Origin of the sequence: Pelomonas sp. CA6 (assembly GCF_022549225.1) — a bacterium.
Taxonomy (GTDB): domain Bacteria; phylum Pseudomonadota; class Gammaproteobacteria; order Burkholderiales; family Burkholderiaceae_C; genus Roseateles.
The window spans coordinates 96,428-113,637 of record NZ_JAKZFD010000003.1 but is presented as its reverse complement, the minus strand read 5'-3'; the positions used below and the strand labels follow the sequence as shown (position 1 = coordinate 113,637).

At 62.6% G+C, this 17,210-nt stretch carries 31 protein-coding genes; all 31 read right to left on the bottom strand.

Going from position 1 to position 17,210, the window contains the following annotated elements; all coding sequences use genetic code 11:
- Positions 1 to 225: 225 nt before the first annotated feature.
- Entirely contained in the window at positions 226 to 618 is a 393-nt protein-coding gene (gene rplQ / locus LZ017_RS06490) for a 50S ribosomal protein L17 (RefSeq protein ID WP_241299510.1), read from the bottom strand.
- 91 nt (positions 619 to 709) lie between these two features.
- Positions 710 to 1,702, bottom strand: a complete 993-nt coding sequence (locus LZ017_RS06485) for a DNA-directed RNA polymerase subunit alpha (protein WP_241299508.1) — start codon at positions 1,700 to 1,702, stop codon at positions 710 to 712.
- Positions 1,703 to 1,838: 136 nt separating this feature from the next.
- Positions 1,839 to 2,462 (bottom strand): 30S ribosomal protein S4, encoded by a 624-nt coding sequence (rpsD, locus tag LZ017_RS06480; RefSeq protein ID WP_241299506.1) that lies wholly within the window; start codon positions 2,460 to 2,462, stop codon positions 1,839 to 1,841.
- Positions 2,463 to 2,698: 236 nt separating this feature from the next.
- Positions 2,699 to 3,103: a 30S ribosomal protein S11 gene (gene rpsK, locus LZ017_RS06475; RefSeq protein WP_241299504.1), complete on the bottom strand. Its 405-nt coding sequence runs from the start codon at positions 3,101 to 3,103 to the stop codon at positions 2,699 to 2,701.
- A gap of 30 nt (positions 3,104 to 3,133) precedes the next feature.
- On the bottom strand, positions 3,134 to 3,499 hold the full coding sequence (gene rpsM / locus LZ017_RS06470; RefSeq protein ID WP_241299502.1) for a 30S ribosomal protein S13: 366 nt from the start codon (positions 3,497 to 3,499) through the stop codon (positions 3,134 to 3,136).
- A 35-nt stretch (positions 3,500 to 3,534) separates the two neighbouring features.
- Positions 3,535 to 3,648, bottom strand: a complete 114-nt coding sequence (rpmJ, locus tag LZ017_RS06465) for a 50S ribosomal protein L36 (RefSeq protein WP_058933616.1) — start codon at positions 3,646 to 3,648, stop codon at positions 3,535 to 3,537.
- Between the two features lie 61 nt (positions 3,649 to 3,709).
- Entirely contained in the window at positions 3,710 to 3,928 is a 219-nt protein-coding gene (infA, locus tag LZ017_RS06460) for a translation initiation factor IF-1 (protein WP_114403589.1), read from the bottom strand.
- A 50-nt stretch (positions 3,929 to 3,978) separates the two neighbouring features.
- A complete protein-coding gene (secY, locus tag LZ017_RS06455) occupies positions 3,979 to 5,289 on the bottom strand; it encodes a preprotein translocase subunit SecY (RefSeq protein WP_241299500.1) in 1,311 nt (436 codons plus the stop codon).
- A gap of 26 nt (positions 5,290 to 5,315) precedes the next feature.
- Positions 5,316 to 5,750 carry a 50S ribosomal protein L15 gene (gene rplO, locus LZ017_RS06450; protein ID WP_241299498.1) on the bottom strand — a complete coding sequence of 145 codons (435 nt, stop codon included), beginning with the start codon at positions 5,748 to 5,750 and terminating at the stop codon, positions 5,316 to 5,318.
- Positions 5,751 to 5,775: 25 nt separating this feature from the next.
- Positions 5,776 to 5,958, bottom strand: coding sequence for a 50S ribosomal protein L30 (rpmD, locus tag LZ017_RS06445; protein ID WP_241299494.1), 183 nt, complete (start codon positions 5,956 to 5,958; stop codon positions 5,776 to 5,778).
- A gap of 19 nt (positions 5,959 to 5,977) precedes the next feature.
- A complete protein-coding gene (rpsE, locus tag LZ017_RS06440; RefSeq protein WP_241299492.1) occupies positions 5,978 to 6,496 on the bottom strand; it encodes a 30S ribosomal protein S5 in 519 nt (172 codons plus the stop codon).
- 18 nt (positions 6,497 to 6,514) lie between these two features.
- Entirely contained in the window at positions 6,515 to 6,880 is a 366-nt protein-coding gene (gene rplR, locus LZ017_RS06435; RefSeq protein ID WP_241299490.1) for a 50S ribosomal protein L18, read from the bottom strand.
- Between the two features lie 11 nt (positions 6,881 to 6,891).
- Positions 6,892 to 7,425, bottom strand: coding sequence for a 50S ribosomal protein L6 (gene rplF, locus LZ017_RS06430; protein WP_241299488.1), 534 nt, complete (start codon positions 7,423 to 7,425; stop codon positions 6,892 to 6,894).
- 19 nt (positions 7,426 to 7,444) lie between these two features.
- On the bottom strand, positions 7,445 to 7,840 hold the full coding sequence (gene rpsH, locus LZ017_RS06425; protein ID WP_241299486.1) for a 30S ribosomal protein S8: 396 nt from the start codon (positions 7,838 to 7,840) through the stop codon (positions 7,445 to 7,447).
- A 23-nt stretch (positions 7,841 to 7,863) separates the two neighbouring features.
- Positions 7,864 to 8,169, bottom strand: a complete 306-nt coding sequence (gene rpsN, locus LZ017_RS06420) for a 30S ribosomal protein S14 (RefSeq protein WP_241299484.1) — start codon at positions 8,167 to 8,169, stop codon at positions 7,864 to 7,866.
- A gap of 8 nt (positions 8,170 to 8,177) precedes the next feature.
- Positions 8,178 to 8,717 (bottom strand): 50S ribosomal protein L5, encoded by a 540-nt coding sequence (rplE, locus tag LZ017_RS06415; protein ID WP_241299482.1) that lies wholly within the window; start codon positions 8,715 to 8,717, stop codon positions 8,178 to 8,180.
- A gap of 10 nt (positions 8,718 to 8,727) precedes the next feature.
- A complete protein-coding gene (gene rplX / locus LZ017_RS06410) occupies positions 8,728 to 9,045 on the bottom strand; it encodes a 50S ribosomal protein L24 (RefSeq protein WP_241299480.1) in 318 nt (105 codons plus the stop codon).
- A 27-nt stretch (positions 9,046 to 9,072) separates the two neighbouring features.
- Positions 9,073 to 9,441, bottom strand: coding sequence for a 50S ribosomal protein L14 (gene rplN / locus LZ017_RS06405; RefSeq protein ID WP_058933605.1), 369 nt, complete (start codon positions 9,439 to 9,441; stop codon positions 9,073 to 9,075).
- Positions 9,442 to 9,762: 321 nt separating this feature from the next.
- Positions 9,763 to 10,272: a peroxiredoxin gene (locus LZ017_RS06400; protein WP_241299478.1), complete on the bottom strand. Its 510-nt coding sequence runs from the start codon at positions 10,270 to 10,272 to the stop codon at positions 9,763 to 9,765.
- A gap of 132 nt (positions 10,273 to 10,404) precedes the next feature.
- Entirely contained in the window at positions 10,405 to 10,674 is a 270-nt protein-coding gene (gene rpsQ, locus LZ017_RS06395) for a 30S ribosomal protein S17 (RefSeq protein ID WP_241299475.1), read from the bottom strand.
- A complete protein-coding gene (rpmC, locus tag LZ017_RS06390; RefSeq protein WP_241299473.1) occupies positions 10,671 to 10,871 on the bottom strand; it encodes a 50S ribosomal protein L29 in 201 nt (66 codons plus the stop codon). Before rpmC ends, rpsQ begins: the two co-directional genes overlap by 4 nt.
- Positions 10,872 to 10,883: 12 nt before the next feature.
- A complete protein-coding gene (gene rplP, locus LZ017_RS06385; RefSeq protein WP_241299471.1) occupies positions 10,884 to 11,300 on the bottom strand; it encodes a 50S ribosomal protein L16 in 417 nt (138 codons plus the stop codon).
- A gap of 2 nt (positions 11,301 to 11,302) precedes the next feature.
- Positions 11,303 to 12,118 (bottom strand): 30S ribosomal protein S3, encoded by an 816-nt coding sequence (gene rpsC / locus LZ017_RS06380; RefSeq protein WP_241299469.1) that lies wholly within the window; start codon positions 12,116 to 12,118, stop codon positions 11,303 to 11,305.
- Between the two features lie 16 nt (positions 12,119 to 12,134).
- Positions 12,135 to 12,464 carry a 50S ribosomal protein L22 gene (gene rplV / locus LZ017_RS06375; RefSeq protein WP_183103992.1) on the bottom strand — a complete coding sequence of 110 codons (330 nt, stop codon included), beginning with the start codon at positions 12,462 to 12,464 and terminating at the stop codon, positions 12,135 to 12,137.
- 11 nt (positions 12,465 to 12,475) lie between these two features.
- Positions 12,476 to 12,751 (bottom strand): 30S ribosomal protein S19, encoded by a 276-nt coding sequence (rpsS, locus tag LZ017_RS06370; protein WP_241299467.1) that lies wholly within the window; start codon positions 12,749 to 12,751, stop codon positions 12,476 to 12,478.
- A 10-nt stretch (positions 12,752 to 12,761) separates the two neighbouring features.
- On the bottom strand, positions 12,762 to 13,586 hold the full coding sequence (gene rplB, locus LZ017_RS06365) for a 50S ribosomal protein L2 (protein WP_241299465.1): 825 nt from the start codon (positions 13,584 to 13,586) through the stop codon (positions 12,762 to 12,764).
- On the bottom strand, positions 13,586 to 13,900 hold the full coding sequence (gene rplW, locus LZ017_RS06360; protein ID WP_241299463.1) for a 50S ribosomal protein L23: 315 nt from the start codon (positions 13,898 to 13,900) through the stop codon (positions 13,586 to 13,588). Before rplW ends, rplB begins: the two co-directional genes overlap by 1 nt.
- Positions 13,897 to 14,517 (bottom strand): 50S ribosomal protein L4, encoded by a 621-nt coding sequence (rplD, locus tag LZ017_RS06355; protein ID WP_241299461.1) that lies wholly within the window; start codon positions 14,515 to 14,517, stop codon positions 13,897 to 13,899. The genes rplW and rplD overlap by 4 nt, the downstream gene beginning before the upstream one ends.
- Positions 14,517 to 15,182, bottom strand: a complete 666-nt coding sequence (rplC, locus tag LZ017_RS06350) for a 50S ribosomal protein L3 (protein WP_241299459.1) — start codon at positions 15,180 to 15,182, stop codon at positions 14,517 to 14,519. Before rplC ends, rplD begins: the two co-directional genes overlap by 1 nt.
- A 345-nt stretch (positions 15,183 to 15,527) precedes the next feature.
- On the bottom strand, positions 15,528 to 15,839 hold the full coding sequence (gene rpsJ / locus LZ017_RS06345) for a 30S ribosomal protein S10 (protein WP_130434746.1): 312 nt from the start codon (positions 15,837 to 15,839) through the stop codon (positions 15,528 to 15,530).
- Positions 15,840 to 15,930: 91 nt separating this feature from the next.
- Positions 15,931 to 17,121: an elongation factor Tu gene (tuf, locus tag LZ017_RS06340; protein ID WP_241299427.1), complete on the bottom strand. Its 1,191-nt coding sequence runs from the start codon at positions 17,119 to 17,121 to the stop codon at positions 15,931 to 15,933.
- Positions 17,122 to 17,210: the final 89 nt, after the last annotated feature.

The window sequence follows — 17,210 nt, the reverse complement described above, 5'->3', positions numbered from 1 at the left end:
GCGGCCAGGGCGGGAGCTTAGCGCGATTCCATCAACCCGGCCGTCCGTCAGGGCCGGCGCAGTGCGGTGCGCGGCGCCTCGCCCGCAGTCGGCGCATGAGCTCATGCGGCGCCGGTGACGTCGAGGCGCGGTCCGTGCCGAACGCACCAAGAAAAACACCCTGGCAGCTCGCGCTGGCAGGGTGGATGGAAGCCGGGCGGACCGGCTTCGGGGCAAGCGAAGAGCTTACTCAGCAGCGGCTTCGGCCGGGGCAGCCTCTTCGGCACGGTCCACCAGCTCGACATAGGCCATCGGCGCGTTGTCGCCGACGCGGAAGCCCATCTTCAGAATGCGGGTGTAGCCGCCCGGACGCGCCTTGAAGCGCGGGCCCAGTTCGTTGAACAGCTTGGTCACGATGTCGCGGTCGCGCAGACGATCGAAGGCCAGGCGGCGGTTCGCCAGCGTGGGCTCCTTGGCCAGCGTGATCAGCGGCTCGACGATGCGGCGCAGTTCCTTGGCCTTGGGCAGGGTGGTCTTGATGGCTTCGTGCTGGAGCAGCGAGACCGCCATGTTGCGGAACATCGCGGCGCGATGTTCGCTGGTGCGGTTGAGCTTGCGGAGGCCGTTACGGTGGCGCATGGTGCTTTCCTTTCCTACTGTGTAATACCGGCAGCCGTATCAGGTACTGCCGGGGCACCGGGTGGGCAAGGAGCCCACCCACCTTCAAAAATTAACGCTTGTCCAGACCTTGGGGAGGCCAGTTCTCGAGACGCGAACCCAGGGTCAGGCCGCGCGAGGCCAGCACTTCCTTGATTTCGTTGAGCGACTTGCGACCCAGGTTGGGGGTCTTCAGCAGCTCGGTCTCGGTACGCTGGATCAGGTCGCCGATGTAGTAGATGTTCTCGGCCTTCAGGCAGTTGGCCGAGCGCACAGTCAGTTCCAGCTCGTCCACAGGACGCAGCAGGATCGGGTCGAAGCTGCTGGAGCGAGCGGCCGGCGCTTGGTCGAAGGCGTCGACCAGGTCGGTGCCCTGCAGTTGTGCGAACACGGCCAGTTGCTCAACCAGAATCTTGGCCGAGGCACGGATCGCTTCCTCCGGCGAAATGGCGCCGTTGGTCTCGATCTCCATCACCAGCTTGTCCAGGTCGGTACGCTGCTCGACGCGGGCGTTCTCCACCGCATAGCTGACGCGCTTGACCGGGGAGAAAGACGCGTCCAGGACAATGCGACCGATGGACTTGGTCGGCTCGTCGCCATAGCGGCGCATGTTGCCGGGCACATAGCCGCGGCCCTTCTCGACCTTGATCTGCATGTCCAGCTTGCCGCCTTGCGACAGGTGGGCGATGACATGGCCGGGGTTGATGATCTCGACGTCGTGCGGCGTCTGGATGTCGGCGGCGGTGACAGGACCTTCGCCTTCCTTGCGCAGCACCAGGGTCACTTCCTCACGGTTGTGCAGGCGGAAGACCACGCCCTTCAGGTTCAGCATGATGTGAACCACGTCTTCCTGCACGCCATCGATCGCCGAGTACTCGTGCAGCACCCCGGCAATGGTCACTTCCGTCGGCGCATAACCCACCATCGACGACAGCAGCACACGGCGCAGGGCGTTGCCCAGGGTATGACCGTAACCGCGCTCGAAAGGCTCCAGGATCACCTTGGCGCGATGACCGCCCAGGGGCTCCACAGTGATGGACTTGGGTTTGAGCAGATTGGTTTGCATGAGGTCTTTCTTTCAATACCCTCGGTTCGTTACACCGATAAGGCTGAGGGACCAACCGGGCCGGCCCTTGGCGCAAAGCCCGGACGAGGAACAGCCGAGCGGCCCCTGAAGGGGCAGCCCGGCTCAGACGGGAGAATTAGCGCGAGTACAGTTCAACGATCAAGGACTCGTTGATCTCGGCGCCGAACTCATCGCGATCCGGCGTCTTCTTGAACACGCCTTCCATCTTCGACGCGTCCACCTGGACCCAGGCAGGCAGGCCGATCGATTCCGCCAGCTTCAGCGAATCCTGGATGCGCAGCTGCTTCTTGGCCTTCTCGCGCACCGCCACGATGTCACCGGCCTTGACCATGTAGGAAGCGATGTTCACCACGCCGCCGTTCACGGTGATGCTCTTGTGCGAGACCAGCTGACGGGCCTCGGCACGGGTGGAGCCAAAGCCCATGCGGTAGACGACGTTGTCCAGACGCGATTCCAGCAGTTGCAGCAGGTTCACGCCGGTCGAGCCCTTGCGGCGCTCGGCTTCGGCGAAATAGCGGCGGAACTGGCGCTCCAGCACGCCGTACATGCGCTTGACCTTCTGCTTTTCACGCAGTTGCAGACCGAAGTCGGAGGTGCGCGAACCGGAGGTGCGGCCGTGCTGACCCGGCTTGGTGTCGAACTTGGCCTTGTCGCTGATGGCGCGACGGGCGCTCTTCAGGAACAGGTCGGTGCCTTCGCGGCGGGACAGTTTGGCCTTGGGGCCGAGATAGCGTGCCACTTGCTTATCCTTTTCAATCTGACGCAGGCCCCGGAAAGGTACCCTGCGCGAGTCTGGCCAATGTTGTTGGGCGACCAGACGGTGGGCTTAAGAGGAAGCCTTCCGGCCTCCACAACGAGCCGACTCGCGCGAAGCGAGACGACTCAACGAAACAGCCGGCGCGGCACTTTCGTGCCCGCCGGCGCGGAGAAAATCAGTCCGCAATTATCACACGTCCTGCAAAAAAGGCACAGGCCTTAGATGCGGCGACGCTTCTGCGGACGGCAGCCGTTGTGCGGCACCGGGGTCACGTCGGAGATCGACGTGATGCGGATGCCCAGTGCGGCCAGTGCGCGCACGGACGACTCGCGGCCAGGGCCCGGGCCCTTGATCTTCACGTCCAGGTTCTTGATGCCCTGCTCTTGAGCGGCGCGGCCGGCCACTTCAGCAGCCACCTGGGCCGCGAAGGGGGTCGACTTGCGCGAGCCCTTGAAGCCCTGACCACCGGAAGAGGCCCAGGACAGAGCGCCACCCTGACGATCAGTGATCGTGATGATGGTGTTGTTGAACGACGCGTGAACGTGGGCGATGCCGTCGGCAACGTTCTTGCGAACCTTCTTGCGAACGCGCTGGGCAGCCGAATTATTGGGTGCTTTTGCCATGGTGAGCTTTCTTCAGGTTGCCGCGGAGAATTACTTCTTGCCGGTCGCCGCGGACTTGCGCGGACCCTTGCGGGTGCGAGCATTCGTGCGGGTGCGCTGGCCACGCACGGGCAGGCCGCGGCGATGACGGAAGCCGCGATAGCAACCCAGGTCCATCAGGCGCTTGATGTTGATGGACATCTCGCGGCGCAGATCGCCTTCGATGGTCAGCTTGCCGACTTCTTCCCGGAGCTTTTCCAGGTCGCTGTCGTTCAGGTCCTTGACCTTCTTGTCAAACGGAATGCCGCAGGTCGTGCAGATCTTCTGTGCGGTGGTACGGCCAATGCCGTAGATCGCAGTCAGACCGATCTCGGTGTGCTTGTGCGGCGGAATGTTGATACCAGCAATACGTGCCATGTGCGTCCTCTAATTCGCTTGCAGTCGTGCCGCCATCAGCCCTGGCGCTGCTTGTGGCGCGGATCGGTACAGATCACACGCACCACGCCATTGCGACGGATGATCTTGCAATTGCGGCACATCTTTTTGACGGATGCCGAAACTTTCATGGTCTGCTCCTTGACCTACTCTTTATCGCTCAATCAGCGGTTCCGGGGGTTGCCCTGCAGCTCACTTCGCCCGGAACACGATGCGAGCACGACTCAAATCGTAAGGCGTCAGTTCAACGGTCACCTTGTCGCCAGGGAGAATGCGGATGTAGTGCATGCGCATCTTGCCGGAGATGTGACCGAGAACGACGTGCCCGTTCTCCAATTTGACGCGAAAGGTGGCGTTGGGGAGGTTCTCGACAATCTCACCCTGCATCTGAATGACGTCGTCTTTCGCCATGCCTCTTGTCGTCTCGTTGGATCAGTTGATGGTTAAAAACAGGACCGGCCTCAACCAGCCTTAAAACTCGCCTTCTTCAGCAGCGACTCGTACTGTTGACTCATCACATAGGACTGCACCTGGGCCCAGAAGTCCATCGTGACGACCACGATGATCAACAGCGACGTGCCACCGAAGTAGAACGGCACCGAGTACTTCAAGGTCAGGAACTCGGGCAGCAGACACACACCGGTGATGTAGATCGCGCCCGCCAGCGTCAGCCGGGAGAGGATCTTGTCGATGTGCTTGGCCGTCTGCTCGCCAGGACGAATCCCGGGAATGAAGGCGCCGCTCTTTTTCAGGTTGTCCGCGGTCTCACGGCTGTTGAACACCAGCGCCGTGTAGAAGAAGCAGAAGAACACGATCGCTGCCGAGTACAGCAACACGTAGATCGGCTGCCCCGGGCTCAGCGCTCCAGCGATGTCCTTCAGCCAGCGCATGCTGTCGCCGGTGGCGAACCAGCTGACCAGCGTGGTCGGCAGCAGGATGATCGACGACGCGAAGATCGGCGGGATCACGCCCGACATGTTCAGCTTCAGCGGCAGATGCGAGCTCTGGCCACCGTAGACCTTGTTCCCGACCTGGCGCTTGGCGTAGTTGACCAGGATCTTGCGCTGGCCACGCTCCACGAACACCACCAGATAGGTCACACCGACCACGATGAGCGAGATCAGCAGCAGCGTCGGAATGCCCATGGCACCGGTGCGCACCAGTTCCAGCAGGCCACCGATGGCGCCCGGCAGACCCGCAGCGATACCGCCGAAGATCAGGATCGAGATGCCATTGCCCAGGCCGCGCTCGGTGATCTGCTCGCCCAGCCACATCAGGAACATGGTGCCAGCCACCAGGCTGGTCACGGTCGTGACGCGGAAACCCAGACCCGGCGCAATGACCAGACCCGGCGAGCTTTCCAACGCCAGGGCGATGGACAGCGACTGGAAGATCGCCAAACCCAGCGTACCGTAGCGCGTGTACTGCGTGATCTTGCGACGCCCCGACTCGCCTTCCTTCTTCAGCGCCTCCAGGCTCGGCACCACATAGGTCATGAGTTGCATGACGATGGAAGCCGAGATGTAGGGCATGATGCCCAGCGCGAAGACGGTGAAGCGCGACAGCGCACCGCCCGAGAACATGTTGAACAGGCTCAGGATGCCACCCTGCTGGCCCTTGAAGAGCTGCTGCAACTGCGCCGGGTCGATACCGGGCACGGGGATATGCGCCCCGATGCGGTAGACGACCAGCGCAAGAAGCAGGAACACAAGCCGGCGACGCAGGTCGCCGAACTTGCCGCTCTTGGCCAGCTGGTTTGCGTTGGTAGCCACTGTTGCCTAGCCCTGTTTGCCAGCGATCAAGCGACGACGGTGCCGCCGGCCGCCTCAATGGCAGCCTTCGCACCAGCGGTCACGCCCAGACCCTTGACGGTCAGCTTGCGGCTGATTTCGCCGGACTTGATGACCTTCACGGTCTTGGCCAGCTCGGACACCAGGCCCACGGCCTTGAGCGTCAGCAGGTCGACCTCTTCGCTGCCCAGCTTCTGCAGCTCGTCCAGCGTCACTTCCGCGACGAAGGGACGGGCCAGCGACTTGAAGCCACGCTTGGGCAGGCGACGCTGCAGCGGCATCTGGCCGCCTTCGAAGCCCACCTTGTGGAAGCCACCGGCGCGCGACTTCTGACCCTTGTGACCACGACCAGCGGTCTTGCCCAGACCGGAGCCGATGCCACGGCCCACGCGACGCTTGGCATGCTTGGCACCAGCGGCGGGCTTGATGGTATTGAGTTGCATCTTGTGTTCCTCTTCGGCGCGGCGCTTACAGCACCTTCACCAGATAGGCGATCTTGTTGATCATGCCGCGGACCGCCGGGGTGTCTTCCAGCGTGCGCTCGCTGTTGAGCTTGCGCAGGCCCAGACCGGCCACGGTGGCACGGTGCGAGGCACGGCAGCCGATGGGGCTGCGAACCAGCTTGACCGTCAGAGTTTTCTTGTCGGACATATGACTCTCCAGGCGGCGATCAGTTGAAGATCTCTTCAACCGTCTTGCCGCGCTTGGCCGCCACTTCGGCGGGCGTGGAGCAGCGCTTCAGCGCGTCCAGCGTGGCACGGACCATGTTGTAGGGGTTGGTCGAACCGTGGCTCTTGGTCACGATGTCGGTCACACCCATCACTTCGAAGACGGCGCGCATCGGGCCACCGGCGATCACGCCGGTACCGGCCGGGGCCGGGGCCATCATGACGCGCGAAGCACCGTGCTCACCCACCACGTTGTGCTGGATGGTGCCGTTCTTCAGAGCGATCTTGACCATGTTGCGACGGGCCGATTCCATCGCCTTTTGCACGGCGACGGGCACTTCCTTGGCCTTGCCCTTGCCCATGCCGATGCGGCCATCGCCGTCACCGACCACGGTCAGAGCTGCGAAGCTCAGCGTACGGCCACCCTTCACCACCTTGGTGACGCGGTTCACCGCAATCATCTTTTCCTTCAGGCCGTCGTCGTTGCCTTCGGTCTGAGCGCGAGGTTGAAACTTTGCCATTTCGTAATCCTTATTGCGTCAGAACTGCAGGCCGGCTTCGCGAGCCGCTTCGGCCAGAGCCTTGACACGGCCGTGGTAGGCGAAGCCCGCACGGTCGAAGGCGACCTTTTCGACGCCGGCAGCCTTGGCCTTCTCGGCAATACGCTTGCCGATCAGCGCCGCGGCGGCCACATTGCCACCCTTGCCACCAGCGCCCAGCTGGGCGCGCACTTCCTTCTCGGCCGTGGAGGCGCTGGCCAGCACGCGGGTGCCGTCTTCGGAAATCACGCTGGCGTAGATGTGCAGATTGGAGCGAAACACCGTCAGGCGGGCGACGCGCTGCAGGGCGATGCGAGCACGCGTTTGACGCGAACGGCGGATGCGCTGTTCCTTCTTGTTCAACATGGCGCTGCTCCTTACTTCTTCTTGGTCTCTTTGAGGGAGACCTTCTCATCGGCGTAGCGGATGCCCTTGCCCTTGTAGGGCTCGGGCGGGCGGATGGCGCGCACTTCGGCGGCGATCTGGCCCACGACCTGGCGGTCGGCACCCTTGATGAGGATTTCGGTCTGGGTCGGGCACTCAACCTTGATGCCAGCCGGCATGTCCTTCACCACGGGGTGAGAGAAGCCCACTTGCAGGTTCAGCTTCTGGCCTTGAGCCTGGGCGCGGAAACCCACGCCGACCAGGTTCAGCTTCTTTTCGAAACCCTTGCTGACGCCATTGACCATATTGGCCACCAGCGCGCGGAAGGTGCCGCTCAGCGCATCAGCTTCGGCCGACTCGTTGACCGGCGCGAAGCTCAGCTTGCCGCCTTCGTTCTTGATCGTGACCAGGGGATTCGCGGCGCGAACCAGCGTGCCCTGAGCACCCTTGACGCTGATCTGCTCAGCGGAGATCGTCACTTCCACGCCTTGCGGGACGACGACCGGCATTTTTCCAACGCGGGACATTGTCTGTCTCTCCTTGCGCTTAGGCGACGTAGCAAAGCACTTCGCCGCCGACACCGGCTTGGCGGGCCTTGCGGTCCGTCATCACGCCCTTGGGGGTCGTGACGATCGCCACGCCCAGGCCGTTCATGACCTGGGGAATATCGTGGCGGCCCTTGTAGATGCGCAGGCCAGGACGGCTCACGCGCTCGATGCGCTCGATCACCGGGCGGCCGGCGTAGTACTTCAGCGCGATTTCGAGCTCGGGGCGGGCAGCGTCGCCGCGCACCACGAAACCGTCGATATAGCCTTCATCCTTCAGGACCTTGGCGATCGCAACCTTCAGCTTGGACGAAGGCATCACGACGCTGGCCTTCTCAACGCTTTGGGCGTTGCGAATGCGAGTCAGCATATCGGCGATAGGATCACTCATGCTCATACGAAATCTCCTAAACCTGCCGATTACCAGCTGGCCTTGACGACACCGGGGATGTCGCCCTTGAAGGCCAGCTCACGAATCTTGTTACGGGCCAGACCGAACTTACGGAAGGTGCCGCGGGGACGGCCGGTCAGTTCGCAGCGGTTGCGCTGGCGGGTCGGGTTGGCATTGCGGGGCAGCTTCTGCAGCTCCAGGCGAGCGGCATAGCGCTCTTCATCGGACTTCTTGGCGTCGTCGATGATGGCCTTCAGTTCCGCGTACTTCTTTGCGTACTTGGCGACCAGTTGGGCGCGCTTCAGCTCACGTTGCTTGATCGAGAGTTTTGCCACAGGTCACCTCAGTTCTTGAACGGGAACTTGAACGCAGCCAGCAGAGCCTTGGCTTCGTCGTCCGTCTTGGCGGTGGTGGTGATGCTGATGTTCAGACCACGCAGAGCATCCACCTTGTCGTACTCGATTTCCGGGAAGATGATCTGTTCCTTGACGCCGATGTTGTAGTTGCCACGGCCATCGAAGGAACGACCCGAGATACCACGGAAGTCGCGCACGCGCGGCAGAGCCACGGTCACGAAGCGGTCCAGGAATTCATACATCTGGGCGCCACGCAGGGTGACCATGCAGCCGATGGGCACACCGTCACGGATCTTGAAGCCGGCGATGGCCTTTTTCGACTTGGTGACCACAGGCTTCTGGCCGGCGATCTTGGTCAGGTCGCCCACGGCGTGCTCCATGACCTTCTTGTCGGCGACCGCCTCGCTCACGCCCATGTTCAGCGTGATCTTGGTGATGCGCGGCACTTCCATCACGGACTTGTAGCCGAACTTCTCGGTCAGGCTGGGCACGACCTTTTCGCGATAAAACGCTTGCAAACGAGCCATGTCTAACCTCTTAAGCCTTGATCTCTTCGCCGGTCGACTTGAACACGCGCACCCGCTTGCCATCGGCGAGCAGCTTGATGCCCACGCGATCGGCCTTGCCGGAAGCGGCGTTGAAAATCGCCACGTTGGATTGATGGATGGGCATCGCCTTGTCCACGATGCCGCCGGTGGTGCCCTTCATGGGGTTCGGCTTCACGTGCTTCTTGACGATGTTGACGCCATCGACCACCACATGGTCGGCGTCCACGCGCAGCGTCACGGTGCCGCGCTTACCCTTGTCGCGGCCGGTCAGAACGATGACCTCGTCGCCTTTGCGAATCTTGTTCATGGCAATACCTTTGTTCTCAGGCGAGGCTTAGAGCACCTCAGGCGCCAGCGACACGATCTTCATGAAACGCTCGGTACGCAGTTCACGCGTGACCGGGCCGAAGATGCGGGTGCCGATGGGCTCCAGCTTGGCGTTCAGCAGAACGGCGGCGTTGCCGTCGAACTTCACCAGGGAGCCGTCCTGACGGCGCACGCCCTTGGCGGTACGCACGACGACCGCGTTATAGACCTCGCCCTTCTTGACGCGGCCACGCGGCGCAGCTTCCTTGATGCTGACCTTGATGATGTCGCCAATATGGGCATAACGGCGCTTGGAACCACCCAGCACCTTGATGCACATGACGGACTTGGCGCCAGTGTTGTCCGCGACGTCGAGTCGCGATTGCATTTGGATCATGTCTGTCCCCAACTTGTCCCGCAACGACCACTGCGACCATCGCAGCGACCAAGCGGTCAGTCTTGGGCCCGTAAGCCATGCACTGTCGCTGGAGCCGCAGCCCGTCCCAAGTGTTTGACCTAGAACGAACCTTGCTATGGCGACGCGCGCCTGGCCCTTGAGGGCGAGAAACCGAGAACCGAGCACCGCACGTATCGAACGACACGCATAGACGCTCGGCGAAGCATTGGATTGTGCCCTGAGGCAAACCCGGATGTCAAGCACCCCAGGGCGATTTATCCACAGGGCCGGCCGCCTTCGGGGCGGCCGCGAACCGCGCCGTCAGAGGGCCTTGGCCTGTGCCAGCAGCGTGCCGGCATCGCTGACCTCGAACTTGGCAGGTGCCTCGATATTCAGTGTCTTGACCACACCATCGACGACCAGCATCGAATAGCGCTGCGAACGCAGACCCATGCCCTTGGACGTCAAATCCAGCGTCAGGCCAGTCGCCTGCGTGAAGACAGCGCTGCCATCGGCCATCATGCGCACCTTGCCCGCCGTCTTCTGCTCACGCCCCCAGGCCCCCATCACGAACGCGTCGTTCACGGACAGACACCAGATCTCGTCCACGCCGGCGGCATGCAACGCGTCGGCCTGCGCCACATAGCCCGGCAGATGCTGCGCGGAGCAGGTCGGCGTGAACGCGCCAGGCAGCGCGAAGATGGCGATGGTCTTGCCGGCGACCAGGCGCTCGACCTCGAAGCTATTAGGCCCCAGCGAGCAGCCATTGCCCTCGACCTCGATGAACTCCTGCAAGATGCCCGCGGGCAGCTTGTCTCCGACTTTCAGCATGTGATGCTCCTGACTGTGGGGCACAACGACGCCCCGAAATGAAAATGGCCGGACGCCAGTATTCCAGCGTTCCGGCCATCGGATGACGCCGCGGTCAAAGACCGCAACCGTCACCGGGATTGGCGTGATCGATCAGACCAGTTGGGCCTTCTCGATCAGACGGGTCACAACCCAGCTCTTGGTCTTGGACAGAGGGCGACCCTCCGCGATCTCGACCACGTCGCCCATCTTGTACTCGCCCTTTTCGTCATGGGCGTGGTACTTGCGGGAGCGAGCCACGATCTTGCCGTACAGCTCGTGCTTGGCACGACGCTCCACCAGCACGGTCACGGTCTTGGCGCGCTTGTCGCTGACCACGCGACCGATCAGGGTGCGGGTGTTCTTCTCTTGAGCTTGCGTCATTTCGCGGCTCCCTTCTTCTTCTCGGCCAGGATGGTCTTGGCGCGAGCGATGTCGCGGCGCGTGTTGCCCAGCACCGAGGTGTTGGTCAGCTGTTGCGTCGCCTTTTGCATGCGCAGACCGAAGTGGGCCTTCAGCAGGTCGGTGACTTCCTTCTCCAGGGCAGCCACGTCCTTGCCACGCAGTTCAGATGCTTTCATGGTGTTCTCCAATCAGGCGCCGAGCTGGCGGGCAACGAAGGTGCAGCGCAGGGGCAGCTTGGCAGCGGCCAGCGTGAACGCTTCGCGCGCCAGGGCTTCCGGCACACCGTTGATCTCGTAGAGCACCTTGCCGGGCTGGATCTCAGCCACGTAGTACTCCGGGTTGCCCTTGCCGTTACCCATACGGACTTCGGCAGGCTTCTGCGAGATCGGCTTGTCCGGGAAGATGCGGATGAAGATGCGACCACCGCGCTTGATGTGGCGGGAGATCGCACGACGAGCCGCTTCGATCTGGCGAGCCGTGATGCGGCCACGCTCGGTAGCCTTCAGACCAAATTCGCCGAAAGCCACGGTGGCGCCGCGGGTCGCCACGCCGGTGTTACGACCCTTTTGCTCTTTGCGGTATTTGCGACGAGCAGGTTGCAGCATGTTTATTCTCCTTTGGCCTCACCAGCCGCGGCGGGCTTGCGCACCACACGCTTGGCTGCAGGCTTGTCGCCACCTTCGGCGGGCTTGTCGCCACGACCACGGCCACCCGGGGCGCCCGGACGGGCGTTACGGCGCGGACGACGGTCATCCTCGGCACCAGCCGGGGTGTTGATCACGGGAGCCTCGCCATTGGCCAGACGGTCACCGCGGTACACCCACACCTTGACGCCGATGACGCCATAGGTGGTCTTGGCTTCCGAGAAACCGTAGTCGATGTCGGCCTTCAGGGTGTGCAGGGGCACACGACCTTCGCGATACCACTCGGTACGAGCAATTTCGATACCGTTCAGACGGCCGGCGGACATGATCTTGATGCCCTGAGCACCCAGACGCATCGCATTCTGCATCGCGCGCTTCATCGCGCGGCGGAACATGATGCGCTTTTCCAGCTGCTGGGTGATCGAGTCGGCGATCAGCTGAGCATCGACTTCGGGCTTGCGCACTTCTTCGATGTTCACGGCCACCGGCACGCCCAGACGCTTGGTCAGTTCGGCCTTCAGGTTCTCGATGTCCTCGCCCTTCTTGCCGATCACGACACCCGGACGAGCCGAGAAGATCGTGATGCGGGCGTTCTTGGCCGGACGCTCGATCAGGATGCGCGACACCGCGGCATTCTTCAGGCGGGCCTTCAGGAAGTCACGAACCTGCAGATCTTCGGCCAGCATGCTGGCGAAGTTCTGGTTGTTCGCGTACCAACGAGAAGCCCAGTTACGGGTCACAGGCAGGCGGAAGCCGACCGGATGAATTTTCTGTCCCATAGTCTTCCTTCAGCCCTCAGTTGCCGACCGACACGAAGATGTGGCACGTGGGCTTGCTGATGCGGTTGCCACGGCCCTTGGCGCGAGCCGAGAAACGCTTCAGCGTGGTGCCCTGCTCCACATAGATCGAGGTCACCTTCAGCTCATCAATGTCAGCGCCGTCATTGTGTTCGGCGTTGGCGATGGCGCTTTCCAGCGCCTTCTTGATGATGAGAGCCGCCTTCTTCTGGGTGAATTCCAGGATGTTGAGCGCCTGGTCCACCTTCTTGCCGCGGATCAGGTCCGCCACCAGACGGCCCTTGTCGGCCGACAGGCGAACACCGCGAACGATTGCACGGGTTTCCATCGTCTCAGTCCTTATTTCTTGGCCTTCTTGTCACCGGGGTGACCCTTGAAGGTCCGGGTCAGCGCGAACTCACCCAGCTTGTGGCCCACCATCTGGTCGGACACATAGACCGGCACGTGCTGCTTGCCGTTGTGCACGGCGATCGTCAGACCGATGAACTCGGGCAGGATCGTCGAGCGACGCGACCAGGTCTTGATGGGCTTCTTGTCCTTGTTGGCGACGGCCTTGTCGACCTTGGCCATCAGGTGATGGTCAACGAACGGGCCCTTCTTCAGCGAACGAGTCATGGCCTACCCCTTACTTCTTGCGACGCGAGACGATGAAGGTCTGCGTGCGCTTGTTGTTACGAGTGCGGTAGCCCTTCGTCAGGGTGTTCCACGGAGACACAGGGGCCTGACCCTCGCCGGTACGGCCTTCACCACCACCGTGCGGGTGATCCACCGGGTTCATCGCCACGCCGCGGACGGTCGGACGGATACCCTTCCAACGGATCGCACCGGCCTTGCCGTACTGGCGCAGGCTGTGCTCTTCGTTGCTGACCTCGCCGATCGTGGCGCGGCAGTCGATGTGGACACGACGCACTTCACCGGAGCGCAGACGCAGCTGAGCGTAGACGCCGTCACGGGCCATCAGCACCACCGAAGTGCCGGCCGAACGTGCGATCTGGGCACCCTTGCCAGGCAGCATTTCGACGCAGTGAATGGTCGAGCCGATGGGGATGTTGCGGATCGGCAGCGTGTTGCCCACCTTGATGGGGGCTTCGGCGCCGCTCAGCAGCGTGGAGCCCACTTCCAGGTTGCGCGGAGCGATGATGTAGCGACGCTCGCCATCGGCATAGCACACCAGCGCGATGTGAGCCGTACGGTTCGGGTCGTACTCGATGCGCTCGACCTTCGCGGGAATGCCATCCTTGTTGCGACGGAAGTCCACCACGCGGTAGTGGTGCTTGTGACCACCGCCCTTGTGGCGCATCGTGATGTGACCGTTGTTGTTACGGCCAGCGTTCTGCTTCTGCGGCTCCAGCAGCGAAGCCTCGGGAGCGCCCTTGTGCAGGTGCTTGTGCACCACCTTCACCACGCCACGACGGCCAGGCGAGGTCGGTTTGACTTTAACGACGGCCATTACGCAGCCTCCCCGGAGAAGTTGAGCTCTTGGCCAGCCTTCAGGGACACATACGCCTTCTTGACGTGGTCGCGACGGCCCAGACGGCCGCCAAAGCGCTTGACCTTGCCCTTGGTGTTCACCACGCTCACGGATTCGACTTCAACCTTGAACATCAGTTCAACGGCAGCCTTGATCTCGGGCTTGGTGGCGTCACGCAGGACCTTGAACAACACTTGGTTGTGCTTCTCGGCAACCATGGTGGCCTTTTCGGACACGATGGGCGCCAGCAGCACCTTGGCCAGACGGCCTTCGGCAAACTTGGGAGCGGTCATGCCAGCATCTCCTTCAGTTGCTCGATCGCAGCCTTGGTCACCAGCACCTTCTTGTAGAAGACCAGCGACAGCGGATCGGCGTAGCGCGGCTCGACCACCAGCACGTTAGCCAGGTTGCGCGAGGCCAGCAGCAGGTTGTCGTCGACCTGGTCGGAGATCACCATCACATGATCCAGACCCATGGCCTTCAGCTTGGCAGCCAGCAGCTTGGTCTTGGGCGCCTCGATGGCGATCGAGTCCACCACGGCCAGACGGCCTTCGCGAGCCAGCTGCGACAGGATCGCAGCCATGCCGGCGCGGTACATCTTCTTGTTCAGCTTGTGCGAGAAGTTCTCGTCCGGCTTGTTCGGGAAGATGCGACCACCCCCACGCCACAGCGGCGAGGAAGTCATACCGGCGCGAGCGCGGCCGGTGCCCTTCTGGCGGAAAGGCTTCTTGGTCGAGTGATGAACCTCGGCGCGGGTCAGCTGGGCACGGGTACCTTGACGGGCGTTGGCCTGATAGGCCACGACCACCTGGTGCACCAGGGCTTCGTTGTACTCGCGGGCAAACAGCGTGTCAGGCGCATCCACCTTGGAGGTGGCTTGGCCCTGCTCGTTCAGGAGCTCGAGTTGCATCAGATGGCTCCTTTCTTGGCCTTGACGGCCGGGCGCACGACCACGTGGCCGTTCTTCGCGCCAGGCACCGCACCACGGACCAGCAGCAGTTGACGAGCTTCGTCAACGCGCACGATGTCCAGGTTCTGCGTCGTCACGGTTTCATCGCCGAGGTGGCCCGACATCTTCTTGCCGGGGAACACACGACCCGGGTCCTGCGCCATCGAGATCGAGCCGGGCACATTGTGCGAGCGGCTGTTACCGTGAGAGGCGCGCTGCGAACCGAAGTTGTGGCGCTTGATGGTGCCTGCGAAGCCCTTACCAATGGAGGTGCCCTGCACGTCCACCTTCTGGCCCGCCGCGAACAGGGTCACGGGCAGCTGGGCACCGGCCTTGTACTCGGCAGCCACATCAGCGGCCACGCGGAATTCCTTCATGATTTCACCGGCTTCCACGCCCGCCTTCGCGAGGTGGCCAGCTTCCGGCTTGGACACGCGCGAAGCTTTGCGCGTACCGAACGCCACTTGGATGGCGCTGTAGCCGTCGGTCTCTTCGGTCTTGACCTGGGTCACGCGGTTGTTGGACACATCCAGCACGGTCACGGGCACGGCGTCGCCGTCGTCCGTGAAGATGCGCATCATGCCCACCTTGCGGCCCAGCAATCCGAGGCGATTGCTAAGACTCATGTTTTTCTCCAGACCCCCGAACACGCCCACTGGAGACACCAGCAGCCGGGCCCGAAAGCCGTTTCACACACCCGACATCGATTGGCCGGGCTGACCAAAATGCACCGCCAGGACCTCAGACCTCAGGAGTAAAGGCCCCGAACGCCTGATGAACCCACCCAAGAAACCCGAAAGCCCCAGAGGATGCGATGCGACGAAACCGCGCACGACCAAGGCCTGCGCGGAAAAGCTTGCGAGTGTAGCAGCGTGAGGGTTTGCGAGCAAGCGCAAGCCCCGGCAGCACAAGAAAAAAGGCGATCTCGCGATCGCCTCTTTCAGATCCCGGGACACCCGGGTTGCCGCCGATTACTGCAGCTTGATCTCAACGTCCACGCCAGCCGGCAGGTCGAGCTTCATCAGCGCGTCCACGGTCTTGTCGGTGGGGTCGACGATGTCCATCAGACGCTGGTGCGTACGGATTTCGAACTGGTCGCGCGAGGTCTTGTTGACGTGCGGCGAGCGCAGGATGTCGAAACGCTCCAGACGGGTCGGCAGGGGCACGGGGCCCTTGACGATCGCGCCGGTACGCTTGGCCGTGTCGACGATTTCCAGAGCCGATTGGTCGATCAGCTTGTAATCGAAGGCCTTCAGACGGATGCGGATCTTTTGCTTTTGCATGACTATTCCTTCAAAGAGCGTGCGGCTCGCGCCGCGTGTGAGGTGATTGGACCGGCCCGCAGGTGGCAGGCCGGCCGGTCACGCAAAAGATTTACTCGATGATGGTCGCCACGACGCCCGAGCCGACGGTACGACCGCCTTCACGGATGGCGAAGCGCAGACCCTGCTCCATGGCGATCGGAGCGATCAGCTTCACGGTGATGCCGACGTTGTCGCCGGGCATGACCATTTCCTTGTCCTTGGGCAGCTCCACCGCGCCGGTCACGTCCGTGGTACGGAAGTAGAACTGCGGACGGTAGTTGTTGAAGAACGGCGTGTGACGGCCACCTTCTTCCTTGGACAGCACGTACACCTCAGCGGTGAAGTGCGTGTGCGGCTTGATCGAACCCGGCTTCGCCAGCACTTGGCCACGCTCGACTTCTTCGCGCTTCGTGCCGCGCAGCAGGATACCCACGTTGTCGCCCGCCTGGCCCTGGTCCAGCAGCTTGCGGAACATTTCCACGCCCGTCACGGTGGTCTTCTGCAGATCGCGGATACCCACGATTTCCACTTCTTCACCGACCTTGACGATGCCACGCTCCACACGACCCGTCACCACGGTACCGCGGCCCGAGATCGAGAACACGTCTTCCACCGGCAGCAGGAAGGCGCCGTCCACGGCACGCTCCGGCGTCGGGATGTAGGTGTCCAGCGCTTCGGCCAGACGCAGGATCGACGCCTCGCCCAGCTCGCCCTGGTCGCCTTCCAGCGCCAGCTTGGCCGAACCCTTGATGATCGGCGTGTCGTCGCCCGGGAAGTCGTACTTGCTCAGCAGCTCGCGGACTTCCATTTCCACCAGCTCCAGCAGCTCGGCGTCGTCCACCATGTCGCACTTGTTCAGGAACACGATGATGTACTTCACGCCCACCTGACGCGCCAGCAGGATGTGCTCGCGAGTCTGGGGCATCGGGCCGTCAGCGGCCGAGCACACCAGGATCGCGCCGTCCATTTGCGCCGCACCCGTGATCATGTTCTTCACGTAGTCAGCGTGGCCCGGGCAGTCCACGTGGGCGTAGTGGCGGTTGGCCGTCTCGTATTCCACGTGCGCGGTGTTGATCGTGATGCCGCGCGCCTTCTCTTCCGGCGCCGCGTCGATTTCGTCGTACTTCTTCGCCTCGCCGCCGAACTTCGCAGCCAGCACCGTCGCGATCGCAGCCGTCAGCGTCGTCTTGCCATGGTCCACGTGACCAATCGTGCCCACGTTCACGTGCGGCTTGGTACGTTCAAACTTACCCTTTGCCATTTCTATTCTCCAAAAAGAGCATTCCGCCAGTCTGTTGGTTTAGCGTTTCCACCGCATTCTCTGACCCCGGCGACTGGTAACCGGGAGAA